11 protein-coding genes are annotated in these 14,525 nt (G+C 60.1%); 3 read left to right on the top strand and 8 right to left on the bottom strand.

Going from position 1 to position 14,525, the window contains the following annotated elements; translation table 11 throughout:
* The first annotated feature begins 497 nt into the window (after positions 1 to 497).
* Positions 498 to 1,034 (top strand): hypothetical protein, encoded by a 537-nt coding sequence (locus tag WQ53_RS17435; RefSeq protein WP_428992290.1) that lies wholly within the window; start codon positions 498 to 500, stop codon positions 1,032 to 1,034.
* Here WQ53_RS17435 and WQ53_RS10940 read toward each other — a convergent pair.
* Complete coding sequence (locus tag WQ53_RS10940) at positions 958 to 1,197, bottom strand: hypothetical protein (RefSeq protein WP_052632322.1); 240 nt, start codon at positions 1,195 to 1,197, stop codon at positions 958 to 960. The genes WQ53_RS17435 and WQ53_RS10940 overlap by 77 nt on opposite strands.
* Positions 1,198 to 1,336: 139 nt before the next feature.
* Between WQ53_RS10940 and WQ53_RS16845 the strand changes: the two genes are divergently transcribed.
* Positions 1,337 to 2,005, top strand: a complete 669-nt coding sequence (locus tag WQ53_RS16845; RefSeq protein WP_144409312.1) for a hypothetical protein — start codon at positions 1,337 to 1,339, stop codon at positions 2,003 to 2,005.
* Positions 2,006 to 2,170: 165 nt separating this feature from the next.
* On the opposite strand, the gene WQ53_RS10935 is transcribed toward WQ53_RS16845, so the two are convergent.
* The 4 genes from WQ53_RS10935 to WQ53_RS16415 all read right to left on the bottom strand — a co-directional run bounded on the left by WQ53_RS10935 (position 2,171) and on the right by WQ53_RS16415 (position 4,862).
* Positions 2,171 to 2,605, bottom strand: a complete 435-nt coding sequence (locus WQ53_RS10935) for a hypothetical protein (protein WP_052632320.1) — start codon at positions 2,603 to 2,605, stop codon at positions 2,171 to 2,173.
* A 351-nt stretch (positions 2,606 to 2,956) separates the two neighbouring features.
* Complete coding sequence (locus WQ53_RS17210; protein ID WP_201774011.1) at positions 2,957 to 3,238, bottom strand: hypothetical protein; 282 nt, start codon at positions 3,236 to 3,238, stop codon at positions 2,957 to 2,959.
* Between the two features lie 149 nt (positions 3,239 to 3,387).
* A complete protein-coding gene (locus WQ53_RS16420) occupies positions 3,388 to 4,212 on the bottom strand; it encodes a hypothetical protein (RefSeq protein WP_201774010.1) in 825 nt (274 codons plus the stop codon).
* The gene (locus WQ53_RS16415) at positions 4,212 to 4,862 is read right to left on the bottom strand and encodes a poly-gamma-glutamate hydrolase family protein (RefSeq protein ID WP_158497841.1); all 651 of its coding nucleotides are present in this window, start codon (positions 4,860 to 4,862) and stop codon (positions 4,212 to 4,214) included. The genes WQ53_RS16420 and WQ53_RS16415 overlap by 1 nt, the downstream gene beginning before the upstream one ends.
* Before the next feature lie 68 nt (positions 4,863 to 4,930).
* Here WQ53_RS16415 and WQ53_RS16840 point away from each other — a divergent pair, with 68 nt between their 5' ends.
* Entirely contained in the window at positions 4,931 to 5,668 is a 738-nt protein-coding gene (locus WQ53_RS16840; RefSeq protein WP_144409311.1) for a hypothetical protein, read from the top strand.
* A gap of 10 nt (positions 5,669 to 5,678) precedes the next feature.
* Here the strand turns inward: WQ53_RS16840 and WQ53_RS16410 are convergent, their stop codons facing one another.
* The 3 genes from WQ53_RS16410 to WQ53_RS16830 are packed head-to-tail and all read right to left on the bottom strand — an operon-like array spanning position 5,679 to position 14,454.
* On the bottom strand, positions 5,679 to 10,841 hold the full coding sequence (locus WQ53_RS16410; RefSeq protein WP_082112987.1) for an AAA family ATPase: 5,163 nt from the start codon (positions 10,839 to 10,841) through the stop codon (positions 5,679 to 5,681).
* Positions 10,838 to 12,364, bottom strand: coding sequence for a hypothetical protein (locus WQ53_RS16835; protein WP_144409310.1), 1,527 nt, complete (start codon positions 12,362 to 12,364; stop codon positions 10,838 to 10,840). The genes WQ53_RS16410 and WQ53_RS16835 overlap by 4 nt, the downstream gene beginning before the upstream one ends.
* Positions 12,361 to 14,454: a hypothetical protein gene (locus tag WQ53_RS16830; protein WP_144409309.1), complete on the bottom strand. Its 2,094-nt coding sequence runs from the start codon at positions 14,452 to 14,454 to the stop codon at positions 12,361 to 12,363. The genes WQ53_RS16835 and WQ53_RS16830 overlap by 4 nt, the downstream gene beginning before the upstream one ends.
* Positions 14,455 to 14,525 lie beyond the last annotated feature (71 nt).

Here is a 14,525-nt window from a genome sequence, read left to right as displayed (position 1 = left end):
TTCGTTCGGCGTTCCCGTACCTATTCTTTCTGACAGGCCGACCGAGATCGCGTAGTAGGACAGTAGACGGATAGAGGCCTGCATGGCTCGCTCCGTGAAATCGATTGGCTATCAGATCGTACGCCCCTCCTCTTGAAGGTGCGACAAAGCATCCGGCCAGCGAACAAGTCTCCAAAACTATTTGGTCTCGCGCTGTGTACTTGGCGCACAGCCGATGCTGTACTACTTGCCATGAGGAAGGCGCGGCCATGTTGCACAACTTGCCGACTCTGCATCCGTCCCAGACCCTCTACAGCTGGTGCGGCATGACCCACGCGCTTAATGGCGGCACGCGCGCCACTTAGACGAGCAACGCGCTGTCCGGACAGCCTTACGCCGGCCTTCGCCACGACTTCCCTTCGAACCTCGACGTCCTGTGCGAGCGGACGGGGCACCTGCTCGGAGATGCACGACACATCGCGCCTCACCACACGCTTCTTGGCTACTTCCTCCCCTTGGTGGACGCCCTCCGGGCCGAACGCATCCTGAAGATGCTCAACGAGCGCAACATTCCGCAGCTGAAGTTGCAGCTCGGGATAACCGCGAGCCGACTCGGCGGCCACCATCCCCTAAAGGGGTGCCGCGCATGTTTCGCCGATTCCGAACGCGATACTGGCAACGCGTTCTGGCGCGTCGACCATCAGTTTCCGTCTTCATTCGTCTGTTCACTGCACGGAACTCGGCTTGCTACGGTTTGGGATCCGGTAACGCCAGTACACCGCCGGAGGTGGCTACTGCCGCTGGGTGAACCCGCTTGTACATGGATCGAGCAGGCTGGAGTCACCGACCGGCAGTTCAAGGTCCTCGATCGCCTCCAGTCGAACTCGTGCGCATTTGCGAAGCTTCCTTCCGGACGGTTGGACGCCGACAAGCTTGCGTCTGCGTATCGCACGGGGTTGCGCGAGGACGCGGTGGAAATCAGAGCCCAGCAAGGGTTTCCAGCCATGCGGCCACGTCCGCGGTGCTCGCGAAGCGGCCCTGCCGGCCAGGGATAGAAAAGACCTTGAATCCCACGCGTCCGCGCCTTGCGGCGGACTTGAACGCCTCGACGGTGCGAAAGCCGGCGACCCGCGCCAGGTCGGCGCCGCCGATGAGGGGCCCGTACTGCTCGACAACCGGAGTTCGGTGCTCGGAGGGACTGCCTGACTCATCGCGCATGACCCGGATTTGCTCGGTAAAACGCTACTTCACTCGGCTGAACGAGTGGTGGTGAGGATTTGATTCCAATTCCTCACCGCAGCGGTTCAATCGACCTCACGGGGACGAATTTGCTCCCCGGAACTCTTAGACTGGGCAGGTGGATTTCATCCGTCCGACCTCGACGCCGTTGCTGCTCAAGGAGCTGCGCTCCGCGGCGTGCTATGCGGAACTCGCAGTCCATTCCGGGACCTGTGATCCGAACGAAATCGAGACCAGGGTCTTTAATCGCAGCTACAAGAAGACGGGTCCCGAGAAGCGAAGAGGCATCTTTTACAAGGCGATGAATGGCACGGTCGTGCAGCCGCGCTACCTGCTGAAGATCGAGAGCGTCTTTCCAGGCACTCGAATTCGTTGGTGGCGGGATCACCCGTTGGCAGAAATTCTCTGCAACGCGGCCCTAGAGCAGGATGGCGTGCTCAAGGCCATAGGGACGTGCGCGGCAAATCAAGAGCGGCAGCTCATGTGGGACGAGAACTACGTGGGGATGTTGTCATGGGAGCGCTTCCGCGTGGAGGTACCGGATAGCGCCGAAACGATTGCCGCGCTCGTGCAGATCGGGAGCGTCGAATCTCTTCTTGTGCTGGTAGGGCGTATGCGGCTGGCGCAACTTCGCGGGGCAAGGGGGCACGCTCGATATGGAGTACGAATGCGCCATCTGGCAAATGCTTCCGACGTGCGTTGCGCGCTCTCCACACTTGTATCTCGGTCACGAGGCACTGTTCGGGGCGCTCGACGGATTTCTTTCGTGGTCGCCTTTCTCCGATAGCCGCTTCCTTGCTGGCCTCCGGGACAAGCGGGCTGAAGAACTTCGCCTGTCTTTTTTCTCGCGACTATCGAATGAGGTAGCTCGCCTACGCGTGCAGCTTCCACCCGAAGAGCAACTGCTGATCCGAAAGCGAGTAGCTGAAGGGATCATGGAGGGAGTAGCGAACTAGTCCCGCGATTCACCTTTCGGTAGAAGACCGGCAATCGCGTTTGCTTGGGCAACCTTCTGCGACTCGAACCTGCCATACACCGAAAAGTGCAGGTTCGAGTAAATGGTCGTGTCGCCCGACCGCCAAAGGACGTCGAGCGCACCGGTGTTGTCGATGGGCGCGGCCGGTAGACAAGCGAACTCGCCCGACGCCATCATCAGGCGGGCCACCTCGCGGAGCAGAAAGACGTGCCGAGCGCCGCCTTCCAATATGGCAGCGTTAAGCCATTTGATGTGCGCTCTGTCAGAATCCTTGGAATCGAGCTTGTTGCGGCCGACGGTCGGAATGTTTAGCAATTCGGCGAACGAAACGAGGCCAGCGTTCTGAGGGAGAAATCCGATGCGGGCGAAACGGCGATGGTAGTGACGCCCGTCCCCGAGGTATGACGGCAATAGGAATGGGTGGTGGACGAGATGCTTTTGCCAGGAGCTGACTGCTTCTCGTGGTACTCCAACACCTTGCCGAAAATTGGATGCGCAGAGATCCGTGCGTCGTAGTTTGCACCAAGGCCAACGAATAGGAACGTTGATTGCGACGGCACCACGCCTTTAGGGCTTGTGCGCGAAGAGCTCGTTGAGCTCACTGCTCGGGTGCCGCTCGTACATGGGGCCAGAATAGCAGCGAGTCAGCAGGCTCGGTGTCACTAGCGAACGGGGTTGCGTTGAGTCGCGCGTCGACGACCTCCATGATCGGGCTAGTTGAGCGTTGTCTTTCTCGTATTGAGCGGCGTGCCAGCGCCGAAATCACAGCCTAAGCTCGCGGCTCCACTTCTTGACGATTGCGTCGACCTCACTCATGAGACCTCCGCTACCTTCTGTGTCGGCAACGAGCGCAACGCTGACAAAGCCTGGCTCGCCCGCGATGGCAGGAAGCCTCCAGGCTTCGTACCGGGTCACGCCCGACTTTGTTCCCGGTGGCGGCGTCGGGCTTGCACCCCACGCCGCTGCGAGCTTTGGGTTAGATATCTTCAGTTCGTTGAAGTCGATAGTCCAACGATGATCGGTGACTGTGCCGAACTCGGGCACGATGCTCGGAAGCAGGTAATCGCGGACAATGTTATCTAGGTCGTGAAGCACTGCCGCCGGCGTGGAAGGGTTTGGTCGAACCACGACCTCCAACGCCACAGCAGTGACAAGCGGGCTAATGAGCCAATCCCAGCGTTGCTTGAAGGCATTTATTTCGGCAGCAATGGCTTGCCTGAAAGCGTTCGATCCGCCGGTAGCGATTGGCAGCTCGCCCACCTGCAGGCGGAGCTTGGATTCACTGAGCAACCGAACCCACGTATCACTCCGAAGCCAGATGCAACGCCACGTGGCAAGCCGTACAACCAGCTCAGAACAGGGATGCTTAGGCGAGAGCGAGAGAGCAACGCTCGCTGTGCGCTCCATCTGGTCATCTTGAAGAGGGCGTCATACAGCTCGTCGCCGAGTCGCCCTCGTTCCGCTGGCTCGTTTCGCCTGAGGTCGCGGAAATCATCGATGGCATCTGAATCCTGATCCGCCCTGTGCCACCCGTCGCCGGTCATCTCTGCGATACGCGTGGCTTCGGCGGCGAGCTCGAGGTCGTCGAGCATTGCCCCGAATGGACGAGCTTCGATAAGGATTCCTGGATTGCGTTCGCCGTGACGACACGAGACCGATAGAGCCTGAATTTGTTTGTCATCTGCGTAGAGGAGGTGCCGTCCCGGCCGATCTACGCCAGCACGTTTCTCGCCGAGAAGATCGAGCAAGTTCTTGGCGATCGTGTGTGCCTGCGGCGCGGTCTTACTTGTCGTGGCTAGGTCGAGCCTTAGGGCAACGTCTTTCCTAAAAGCGGAGCGTCTAGCCAAGGCCATCTGTTCAGCGACCGCAGTCTGGAATTTGTCGCGCTCTCCACCGGGCATCTTCTTCGACTGCGGCTCGATGTCGTCGATGAGAACGCGCACACGCCGACGGCTCCGCTTTTGGAAGCGCGCAAGCGCGCCGGCGTCACTTCTCACAAAATCTAGAATGCGGCTCATTACTCAATCTGCGCTTCAGTGTGGGCCCGCGCCGTCCACTTCCGAGTCTGCCAGTTTGATTCCGCGCCTGATGGCCTGGCATAGCCGATTGAATCTCTCGGTCCTTTCGGAGCGATTTGCGAGCTCTGTCCCTCGAACAGCGTGCGCCGCAGCCCCTTCGCCAGTTCGAGTTGCACGCCCTCTCCAAGCTGACCCAGGTTGCATATGTTGGTGGGGCTCTTACCTTGCAAGTTCAGCTTTTCGTGCTGGAGTACGGTGAAGCCTGCTTCCCCTAACGTCGCCCGAAGTGCTCGTATAGTCGGCACGTGCAGCCCTCCAACGTACACCGCATCCGAATCGCTGCCCTCGCCGTGCACCGTTACCACTAGCCTCGAGCGCTGGATCAGCTCTCGGCATTGCGGTTCGTCGAAATTCGAACTGGTTAGGTGCAGGTCTTCGTGATTGCCTCGGGTCTTCTTGCCCTCGAACAAGTACCAAGAGAGATCTTCCCCTGCGATTCCACGGCAAACCTCGGATGTTCCGGGCTCGATGCCTCCCCCATGTGGCGCCGCTATGACCGTGCCACTGCGGGCGTCGTGTAGGCTGACTGCGTAGGCGTCGGGTGGCTCGCTGCGCGCCAGTTCCACAAAGTTCCTATACTTGTCTGGCATGGCGACTCCCCACATACTGAACCTGAAATAGCGGTCCCAACCTAGCTATCCAATTTATTGGTGCCCAGATGGACCAACTGAAAGACTTGGCAGACGACCGGCTTCTCCACCGGTGCACCTACTGCGGTTCCCTTGACGACACAAGGGATCACGTCCCGTCCCGCGTACTTCTAGATGCACCACTTCCCGAGAACCTGCCGGTCGTTCCTGCATGCAAGGCGTGCAATAGCGGGTTTTCGCGGGACGAAGAGTACCTCGCGTGTCTGGTGGAATGCGTCGTGGCCGGCTCAACTGATCCGGACGACATGCGCCGACCGGTCGTGGCGGCAATTCTTCGGCGGTCCCAGGCATTGCGGGCGCGAATCGAAGCTGCGAAATCGGTGAGTGACGGGCATATCCAATTTGACGTAGAGCCCGAAAGGATTAGGCACATTCTCTTGAAGCTGGCCCGCGGGCACGCCGCCTTCGAGCTTTCGCGCGCGTGTCGCGAGGAGCCAAGCACGCTTTGGTGGCGACCCTTGGCGCTGCTTAGCGAGGAAGAACTTGCACCGTTTGAGGAAGCCCACGTTGTTGGACTGCTCGGTGAGATTGGTTCACGGGGCTCGCAACGGACCATGGTCATTCAACCCATACTCCAAGCCAGCGACGGGACTCAGACGATGCTCGGGATGGGCATGGTCATCAATGATTGGATTGACGTACAGGACGAGCGTTATCGCTATCTGGCTATAGATGATGCCAACGGCGTGAACATTAAGATTGTCATTGGCGAATACCTGGCTTGCGAGGTGGCTTGGAACGATTAAGAAGCGAGCGTCACGTGCGTCGCCTTGAAAGTCGGTCGTGACCTGCCTTCGTAAGCTGCCTACCGCGTCCGGTGAACTCGATGGCGTGTTCTTGCAGTAGGAAGGGCTCGATTTCCGACTCAATAGTTTCGACGGGAACGCTTCTCAAGTGTGCTGCAATTGACTCGAGCCCGAGCGGACGACCATTTGCCGCCTGAAGCGCACGCATGTACTCGTACTCTGTCGGCCCAAAACCGTCCAAGTCGAGCTGCCTCTCTTTCCTGATCGTCTCCAGGTGGGGCAGCAGGTCTGCTTCGGCATTCCCCTGAACTTGGTTGATTTTTGCCTCGTTGCTCAGGTCCTCCGCCAACCGAAGTGCAATTCTTGGAACCCTTCTTCCAAGAGTTGCAACCCGCTCAGTAACGGCTGCAGGCCAACCTGGGAACGCCAGGCCAATCATCGCCGCGACCTCGGCAGTCGTGTAGGGCGTCAACACGATCATTTCGCATCGCGAACGCAGCGCCGGATCCACGTTCGATGGGCGCGTCGTCGCGAACAGGAAGGTGGCATTCGTAAGTTGGGCGTATCGATTTCCCAAGTGGACTCGCCGATCTTTTGACTCGAGCGCAGTCAGGAAACTCTCTTGTACGGGCCGCGAAACGAGATGCACTTCATCGACGAACACGACAAACGGCGGGTATTCGACAACCGGCAGGCCGCTAACCGTGGGCCCAGGTCGCGACTGTGTTCCGGCTTCCTTCAAAGAAGCGTCGACGAGATCGAAGAGCTTCTCACGACTCTTGAGGGCGGTGCCATCGAGGGATACGAACGGAAGGCCTATTGCCCTCGCGATTCTCCTGCAGAGCTCGGTCTTGCCTGAGCTCGGCGGTCCGGAGAACAGGAAGGACTTCGAAAGTGCTCGCGGAGTCGATGTAATTGCTACCACCAGATCCCGCGACACGCGATCGATAGCATTCGAGTTGCCGATGAAGCCGTCGAAGGTGCGCGCCACCGCAACCCTCGCGTCTTGATACGGGCTTGATGTTGAAGGTTGAACGCTAGTGGCTTTTTCGGGCTCCGTGGGCGTGGCTTTCGCCGCACCGCTGTCAGCAGGGTGAGCCCCTTGGTCCACTTCTGGCACGGGTTCACCCGCGGACCCGCCGCTGCCACTAGCAGGCCCTGGCACCCCCTCTTCTACCGAGTCTGGGCGGGGCGGGAAACCAAATACCTCGGCCACCGCGTTTGCTAGGTCCTTCCTCCACTTCTCATCCAGCACCAGACGCCTAGAGTCGAAGTGGCCGACTCGAACCGTGTCCGCGGCGTAGTCGCCATCAGCGTCTTCGGCGAGCGATTGCGTGGAAGCATCGAACACCAGCAGCCGCCCTTTGCTTTCGATGGAAATGGCAGCGCGCTCCTCCAATAACGCCCTGATGCAATCCGAATGCGCACCGGACCACTCCGACTGGGAAGCTGCTGTGAGCCCTCGGAAACTGTAGACACGGAACGCATGATTCAGCATCGAGCCTAGCCAGGCGCGGGACGCCTGGTCCCAGAGCCTGGACTTTCCTGCCAAGTCCTCGAAGACAGCCTTGAGCAATGTTCCCAAGGATGCTGCTTGATCGAGGTGGCCTTTCAACAAGTGCGCTTGCTCTATGGAAGACCCGCGGAATTTGACCTCGATCGGCGTGAGCTTGAGTGCCGGGCTTTCCCCCGGTCGATATGAAACGAGTAGCAGGTCGGGCATGCGTTCCGAAATTGCGTACCCAAGGCCCGAGAGGGAGTGACGCAACAACCGCAAGTAGTGCGAGTAAGAATCCACGGAGACGAGCAGATTGATGGCGCCAGACTCGAAAGATGGAATCGCCGCGCCTGAAGGCGATCCCGTTCTACCTTGGAGCAAGCGGACGGCTAGAAAGAGGCCCAGCTCGCCGCGCGTAGTGCTTCCACCCGCCGCAAACCTGCGCAAAAGGGGAATTCCGCGCGAGGATATTTCAGCGAGAACCTCGGCCGGGTCCGCCTCGGCGGCTTCGACCACCAATCGCAGCGCCTCATCAACTCGTCGCTTCTGGGCCTCAGTTGCGGTCGCAAGCAAGTAGTAGCCTTCGGTTGACTTCAATGGCTCCGCAGGCACGGGCAGCTCGTAGTCCCAAACGAGAGCACCCTTGTCGTGGATTGTTGAGGCCAGGAGCGACGGATCGACCTCGCCGGACCCCAGCGCAACGTACTTCGCTAGTCCGAGCAGTTCCGACACACCGGGCGGACGGCGCTCGACGTGATCAGCACCGGCGCGATCTCCGGCAAGCGTTTCGAAGTGAACGCATGCCTCTTCAAGGCCGCGAGCCAACACGTCCAATGAGAGCACGCGGTCAGTTCGGCGTGGCTCTACCAGCACGCGGCTTGCGCCTTCCCTAGCGGGATCAATTCGAAACAGGGTGCCTGGAGAAACTGCCGATCGCGTGCTGCCGACCGCCTTATCGCTTCTCTCCTGGCCAAGGCCTTCGACTATCAACAAGTCAGCCGCAGCCGAGGTCGGCTGCCCGCGGTACCACGCAACCGCACCCGCCGAGCGATCAGCCACATCCGATATTCGTTGGCCATCCACTGCCGGAGCTAGATTCCCCAGGTCTAGGACGTCAATGGATCTCGGGTTAAGTAAGCGCGATCCTCCCCGGTCCTTCTCGTCGACGAAACGGGACTCGACCCAATCCAGCACCGCTCCCGCTGACGCTCGCGTTTGGCTTGATCCTGCCAATGCCACTCTCAAAGACGTACGGCTCGGCGAAAGGAACGCGATGTCATCGAGTGCCCTAGCAACTTGGGACGTGTCCATTCCCGGCACTTCGAGGCTAACGCGAATTCCGAGAGCAGCTAGCTGTCCTGCAACAAGTGCTCTCGCTTCAACTCCAAGGCCAGCGGCCCACATCACGTGCCACCACGGCTGGTCCGAAGTCGCCCGGTGAAGGCCAAGCCAGTCTTGGGTATCCGTAACCGGATCGATACCTAGGGGGATTGCCGACGAAGACGGCTGAGTGAAAACGGATAGCTCGCCGGCGAGGGGGCACGGGAGGTGAAGCGAACCCGACAACAGTTCCTGCGCGCCGACAATGGCTGCTACGCGAACCGGATGCATCGGCGAATAGAGGACCGCCGCTGGTCGCTGCGAGGCAACGGATCTACTACCGAGTGACGATGCCTCTGGGGCGAAGATAACGAGCGCATCGAACCAGGCCGAATGCATTGGATCGACGCTCGCCCATGCAATAAACGACGACAGGTACGCCTCGGCTAGCGGGCGAAACTCCTCGGTGTCCACGCGTATCTCGGGGAGCGCCGCGCGCCGGGAAACGAGCCATTGGCGAACGGCCTCTCGCGCGGCGAGCAACTCGCCAGGTGGCATGACTCCATCGAGCGCGCTCGCGACTTGTGCCGGTGGGACCTCAAGATCGCCGAGTCCAACGCCCTCTGCCTTCCATTCCCAAGTCGTCGGAAACCCGGTATGCCATCCTCCGAAGCGTCCTCGCCAGCTATCAGCGTGGCTCAATATTGCTTGTTCCGCTTCCCGAGCCGCACTAACTGCTGCGACCGCAATGGGTGTTTCTGGCTTGGCCGCGAAGTGTTGCTTCAGGAGCGCCTCGACGGCCCCTGGCTCAGTTCCAGCGGCGATCGCTTCAACTTCGAACTCGAGATCGAGGGTTACCTGACCGGCTGGACGTGAGACGCGAAGGCGAACGGACAGCCCTTGTTCCACCCGCGCGGCACCGAGGTCGACGCGACCACCGACAGGCTCAATCTCCTGATCTTGGCCGTCCCAGCCCTCGACCGTGACCTGTGTCGTGTCGCTCGCGACAAAAATCGAGGGCGCGAATAGACCGGATCTAGGCAACGTCATCCTCTGCACCCAGCGATCCTCCTCACGCTTCGGCAGTTGGAAGGTCGCGCTCGCTCCACCCCAAACAATGGCACCAGGAGAAAAGACCTCGATGTCGACGACGTGTACCTGGTCGGATTGCAAGCGGCCAGCTTCTGCTTGGTAACGCGTGGTTCGAGTAGCTAGGAGCGGGACAGAGTCGACAAATGAACCGTCCGCTAGCTTTTCTATTCTTGCCCGCTTCCCCTGTTCTAGGCGAACGACATCGACCTCGCCCTCCCACCCCGTGACGAGAAAAGTCGGCTGGCCACGAACAATCCAAGCTTTCGGCTTCTTCGCAGCCTGATTCAAGGGCTCTTGCTGCAGGACGAGTTGGAGCTTTCCGCTAGGCTTGTCTATCCCTGCGGCTAGGAGTAGATCCCGGAGCCTCGCGTGGTCAATAACGTCTCGCCAAGGTCGGCGATCCGAATCAGCTAGCGCGGAGTTCCAGTCGGCTTCGAAGGCTGCACCGGTTCCAGCTCGTTCGCCGATTTGGGTGAATAGCCCCGCGATAGCGGTCTGGAGGACAGGGTCGGTGGCCGCTCCGGCCAATAACGCTTGCGTGCTCGCAAGGCCCTTTTCTCGGGCTGCGGCGGCGAGCTTACCGATTGTCTTCGCTACCTCGGTCACCTTCGTGCCGGGCATGAAATCGATGAATCCGGACATCGCGACCAGCTCGGTCCGCGATCTGGCATTCAACATTGCGTCGGCAATTTCCCAGAGCCTGTCCTCGTCGCGACCCTTCAACCCTGATTGGATTGAATCAATCGCGCCTTCGAGGAGCTGCTTTGATATGCCTTGAGAAGTCGAAACCGCGCCGGAGTGGTCTTCTGCCTCAACCACTCGCTCCCACTCGGCCCAGAAATCTGCAGAGGGTACCCGGGACGACGACGGCGACTCGAGCCAGAGCTGCTCAGACGCCTGGACGATACTCTCCTGGCTTGAGTCCCAAGCTCGCGCTGACGCGAGGATGAGGCAAGGAGCGTTAGAGTTCCGCACGGCTACTGCGTAGTCCCACGTCGCGCGCGCGCTCATGACCTCGGCATTTCCAGCACCCGGGGTTTCTTCTATGAGGATGACGGCAACTTCTCTAGTGCTGCCATCACCAAGTGGGATCACCCAGTTATGGTTCCCGTCACCAGTCAGTGATCTCCAGAGTCGATCCAGCAGCACCTGCGACGAGGCTACGAGCACGGGCTGGACTCGGCCGTTGGCGCCAGCGGAGGCCAGGCGCGGCTTCAGCTGATTCTCGAGAAAGGCCTGGAAAACCGCACTGATCTCATTCATGCGATTGAGCCTCCGGCGGTCCTGGCGAAGGGGTTGATTAGGAGTCGGCCGCCGCCAGCGTCGGGGGTGTCAACCGTCAGGCCAAGTTCCTCGAGATCTCGACCGATATGTCCCCCAGTCAAGGTTCCAAGGGGAGCGTAGATCCCGTACTCGCGAAGGTGCAAGGAAAGATCCTGCATCGAGGCCGGCAGGTCCTCGCCGCCGAGCGCAGTGCAAACGGCTAGCGCTACCAGAGTTGTTGAACCGGGGTAAACAACCTGGTCGGCGCCTGGAAAATTGTTCTTTGGACGGGTGAAGAAGCCTTGGTCGAAGGCCTCGAAATCTCCGCGCTTGCGGCTGGCTTGTCCCATGGTATGTCGCAAGAATTCTCTCAGGTTCTTGGTGGCTCCTTCTTCTGCAGAAACAAAATCTGCATCTCGATCGGCCAACGCTTGAGCTGCGCGCTCCAGTCCACCGCGAAGTCCATTAGCTTCCAATGCGGCAGCGATGCCGTCACGGTGTTCTCTCACCCTACGCATCAGCTGCTCGAGGGCTTCGGCGGGGGCTTGCCCGTTCTCGCCCGTGCCGATTCCGCGTGTCCATTGAACACCTTCACCGCAGTCTTCAAGCGCGTTCAAGACTAGGTTGATGCCGACACGGGCAACGGCATAACGAGAAATCTGGGCCCTGACTGCAGCCGTCGCGTTCTCACCGAGCTCGAGCAGAGGGAATTCACCGGCGTGACGACTACACCAACTCTGTTCAATATCGGACGCCGTTGGCACCTCGTCATTGCGATCAACAATCTCGCAAAGTGCTGACCAAAGTTGCTCATGCAGCATGCATAGCCAAAGTTGATAGCAAGAAACGCCAAGCCTCAAAACAGACTGCAAGAGCACGTACCACTGGTAGCGAGGAAGGACGTGCTTCACACGCATCAGGGCCCGAATATCCCGGGCGAGCCTCTCGCCGGGAGTCGCCGGCTCGGAAACGCTCCTGCGCCAGAATGAAGGAGGCGGGTTTGTCACCACGTCTGACGTTCCAGCCACCAGTCCGTCAACCGCCTTGATTTCAGTCTCTAGGAAGATGGCCGCGAGATCATCCTCTGGCCCAACGCTCAAGGCAGCGGCGAGTGGGTCAAGGATGTCGCTCTCGGCCGCCTCTGCCCTCAATGCTGCCACTGCCAGCTTGCCTGGGAGCCATCGGTTTCTCGGTGCGCCGATAACTGCGCCGTGAGCGGCAAGCCGGGGAACAACGGGCATTACATCGTCCTGCTCGCTTCGGGCTTTCGGCGGCGCCTTGAGAGCGGAGTGGAGAATGTGCGTCCAAGGAACCTCGTCCAGTCCGAACTTGGATGGAAGGAGTTTTAGTTTTGCGAGATCGATGTCCTTGTCGTGCATACCGAGCACAAGGACGCGATAAAGCGATCCGCTCAAGATGTCGCCCGCGGTGTATTCGGGAGCGGCCGGGATCAACGCGCTCTCGTCGGAGTAGGCTTGGTGCCGCGACCGGGCGCCACTGGCAATGAACGATTTGACGGTCATGCCTCTTCCTTCGGGAGCAGTGTTGGCTTCCCCTCATCATCGACGTGGATCTCGTGTGCTGCGCCAACTTCGTACCAGTGCTTATAAGCGGCAAAGTCAGCCGTTGATCTTCCGGCCTCGCCGGCGATCAAGACCCTGAGTTGGCCTATTGCAGCCCGAACGGAGGCGGGCTCACTGCTAGCTTCCCGCTTGTTTGCACGCTCGCGCAACGCGAGGAAGAAGTCGAAGGTGAGTGGCACGTTCCTGACGTCCAACCTGATGTATGGCAGTTCCGTTCGAGGGCGCGATAATCCCGTCAGGATAGGACCCGGTTGCGTTTCGAGTTCTTTCGTTGATACGAGGTTGAAAGATCGAGACGGGGACACCGGTAGGTTCTCCAGGGTTTCTAACAAGCCGAAGCGCAACTTTCCTTCGGGGGGAGCAACAAGCCTGGGGAACTCTCTCGATGAGAGCTTGCGGAGGCCTGATTCGCTCTGGGCACTGTCCTCGTATTCGGCAAGAGCCTTGCGCAGTGGATAGCTCGCTCGAAGTGTTCCTACGCATCTGGCGAGGACTGCAGCAGCGACCGATCGCAGGTAGGCGAGCGCATCTCGCGGCAGGGTCGAAGAACGTTGCATTACATCAATGCTCTGCTCGCACGCGGACAGTCGACCCATCAAAAGCTCAACGAGCGGCGAATCCTGTCCCGCTTCGCGGGCTACCCCGCTCCCGGTGCCTACGCTTACGTCGCAGGCCTCGAAGATTGCCTCGAGATGGGGGTCTCTCGTGCCGCCTAGCCATGCCGCCTCGCGCTCAGCAGGGTCAAAGCGAGGTGCAAGCTCTTGTGCGAGTCGTTGTTCGAGATGGGTCGCCGTAGGCGGCTTCGCGCCCCCGAAGAGCTCGAGCAGGGCCAAGACCTCCTCCGCTAGTGGCGAGGAGCGCGAGGCACGTCCAGTGGTGGCAATCGCTCTAGCGGTCTCTCTCTCGGCGTCGGAGTGGGGAAAGAGCACGAACCAGTAAAGCCGCCCGGTAAGCGCGAGCAAGGAGGCATCGGAAGGCGGTCCAGGTGATGCCTCGACGTGGGCGGCATGCGCCGCGGCCCATTTGCATGGGTGCTCGTCGGCGAAGTTCGAAGGGTGCCCGACCAAGAGCTCAGCGGCCAAGCCGAAGATCTGTCGAAACGTCCAGCGAGCGCCCGACGCAATCTCGAAGTCTCTCAGGAGCCTGGTTAGGGCCTTCCTAGCATCTGCATTTCTGAGCTTGGCGGCATTTGCGCGGAACGGGCAAAGGTTGGAGACGGCGCAGCCCTCGCACGCTTCCCACTTCGATTCCTCCGTAGCTACGTCGAGTACCTGATCGAGAACCGTGGGCGAACCATCGTCGCTTCTCAGCAGCGTTTCGATGTCCAAAGGCCACACGGCTACCTTGTTGGCTAGCGGGTGCCCCGGCGGTAGAGCCAGCGGCCAGCAGGCGGGAGGCCGACCGGTCGGAGCGACTTCAGAACACGCGAGTGCTACGTGCTTGGTGAGCGAAACAACGTGCTCTTTCTCGGCATCGGAAACTGCCCGTCTAAGCACCCTGTTCAACAGCCCCCGATTGATGCATGCCAGCATGAGCGAGCCGCCGTCGGACGAGACCGCGTTTTCAAGTACGTCTGCTAGGCGGGCCGCTGCATCCCCTGACGGCTCGCGACTTGCCGAGGCGTCTTGCAGGATCGAGAACTCCCCAATTCGGGCGAGCGCCGGATTCGCGGCATCGACGTCTTTGGCATCGAACTTGACCATCCAAGCAGGGAGGGATTCTTCGCCGAAAAACTCCTTCGATACGCGCTGGAGCAGCTTTCCTAGCGCGTTACACGCCGTGTCCAGCGCCTCGATGTACGCTTCGACTGCATCCGTCTTGCCGTTGCCGCTGCCGCCAACGAGCAGGATGATTCGAGGAACACTTTGCCCGGAAGCGAGTGCCTCCGCGTGCTTCTGGAGTCGGCCGATCAGAGGAGTTGCAATTCGCTCTTCCAGCGGGCGGACGCCGTTGGTGAATGGAATCCTTACCCCGGCATCCGCGCTGGGATGCCAACCCATCAATTTCGTGACGTGCTCGTTTACCCGCATTCCGTTCTCCGTTGCCAGGGTAGCGACGCCATCTGGCAAGCAGGAGGCGGGCGGAGTGACACATCAAGCAT

Source organism: Pseudoxanthomonas suwonensis (genome assembly GCF_000972865.1).
Taxonomy (GTDB): Bacteria; Pseudomonadota; Gammaproteobacteria; order Xanthomonadales; family Xanthomonadaceae; genus Pseudoxanthomonas; species Pseudoxanthomonas suwonensis_B.
This window is presented reverse-complemented; position numbering and strand designations above follow the sequence as displayed.

Bases quoted from the DNA above. Each gene is read 5' to 3' on its own strand.
- WQ53_RS16840 (WP_144409311.1), top strand. From the start codon at position 4,931: ATGGACCAACTGAAAGACTTGGCAGACGACCGGCTTCTCCACCGGTGC.
- WQ53_RS10940 (WP_052632322.1), bottom strand. From the start codon at position 1,197: ATGCGCGATGAGTCAGGCAGTCCCTCCGAGCACCGAACTCCGGTTGTC.
- WQ53_RS16420 (WP_201774010.1), bottom strand. From the start codon at position 4,212: ATGAGCCGCATTCTAGATTTTGTGAGAAGTGACGCCGGCGCGCTTGCG.
- WQ53_RS16835 (WP_144409310.1), bottom strand. From the start codon at position 12,364: ATGACCGTCAAATCGTTCATTGCCAGTGGCGCCCGGTCGCGGCACCAA.
- WQ53_RS16410 (WP_082112987.1), bottom strand. From the start codon at position 10,841: ATGAATGAGATCAGTGCGGTTTTCCAGGCCTTTCTCGAGAATCAGCTG.
- WQ53_RS16830 (WP_144409309.1), bottom strand. From the start codon at position 14,454: ATGCGGGTAAACGAGCACGTCACGAAATTGATGGGTTGGCATCCCAGC.
- WQ53_RS16415 (WP_158497841.1), bottom strand. From the start codon at position 4,862: ATGCCAGACAAGTATAGGAACTTTGTGGAACTGGCGCGCAGCGAGCCA.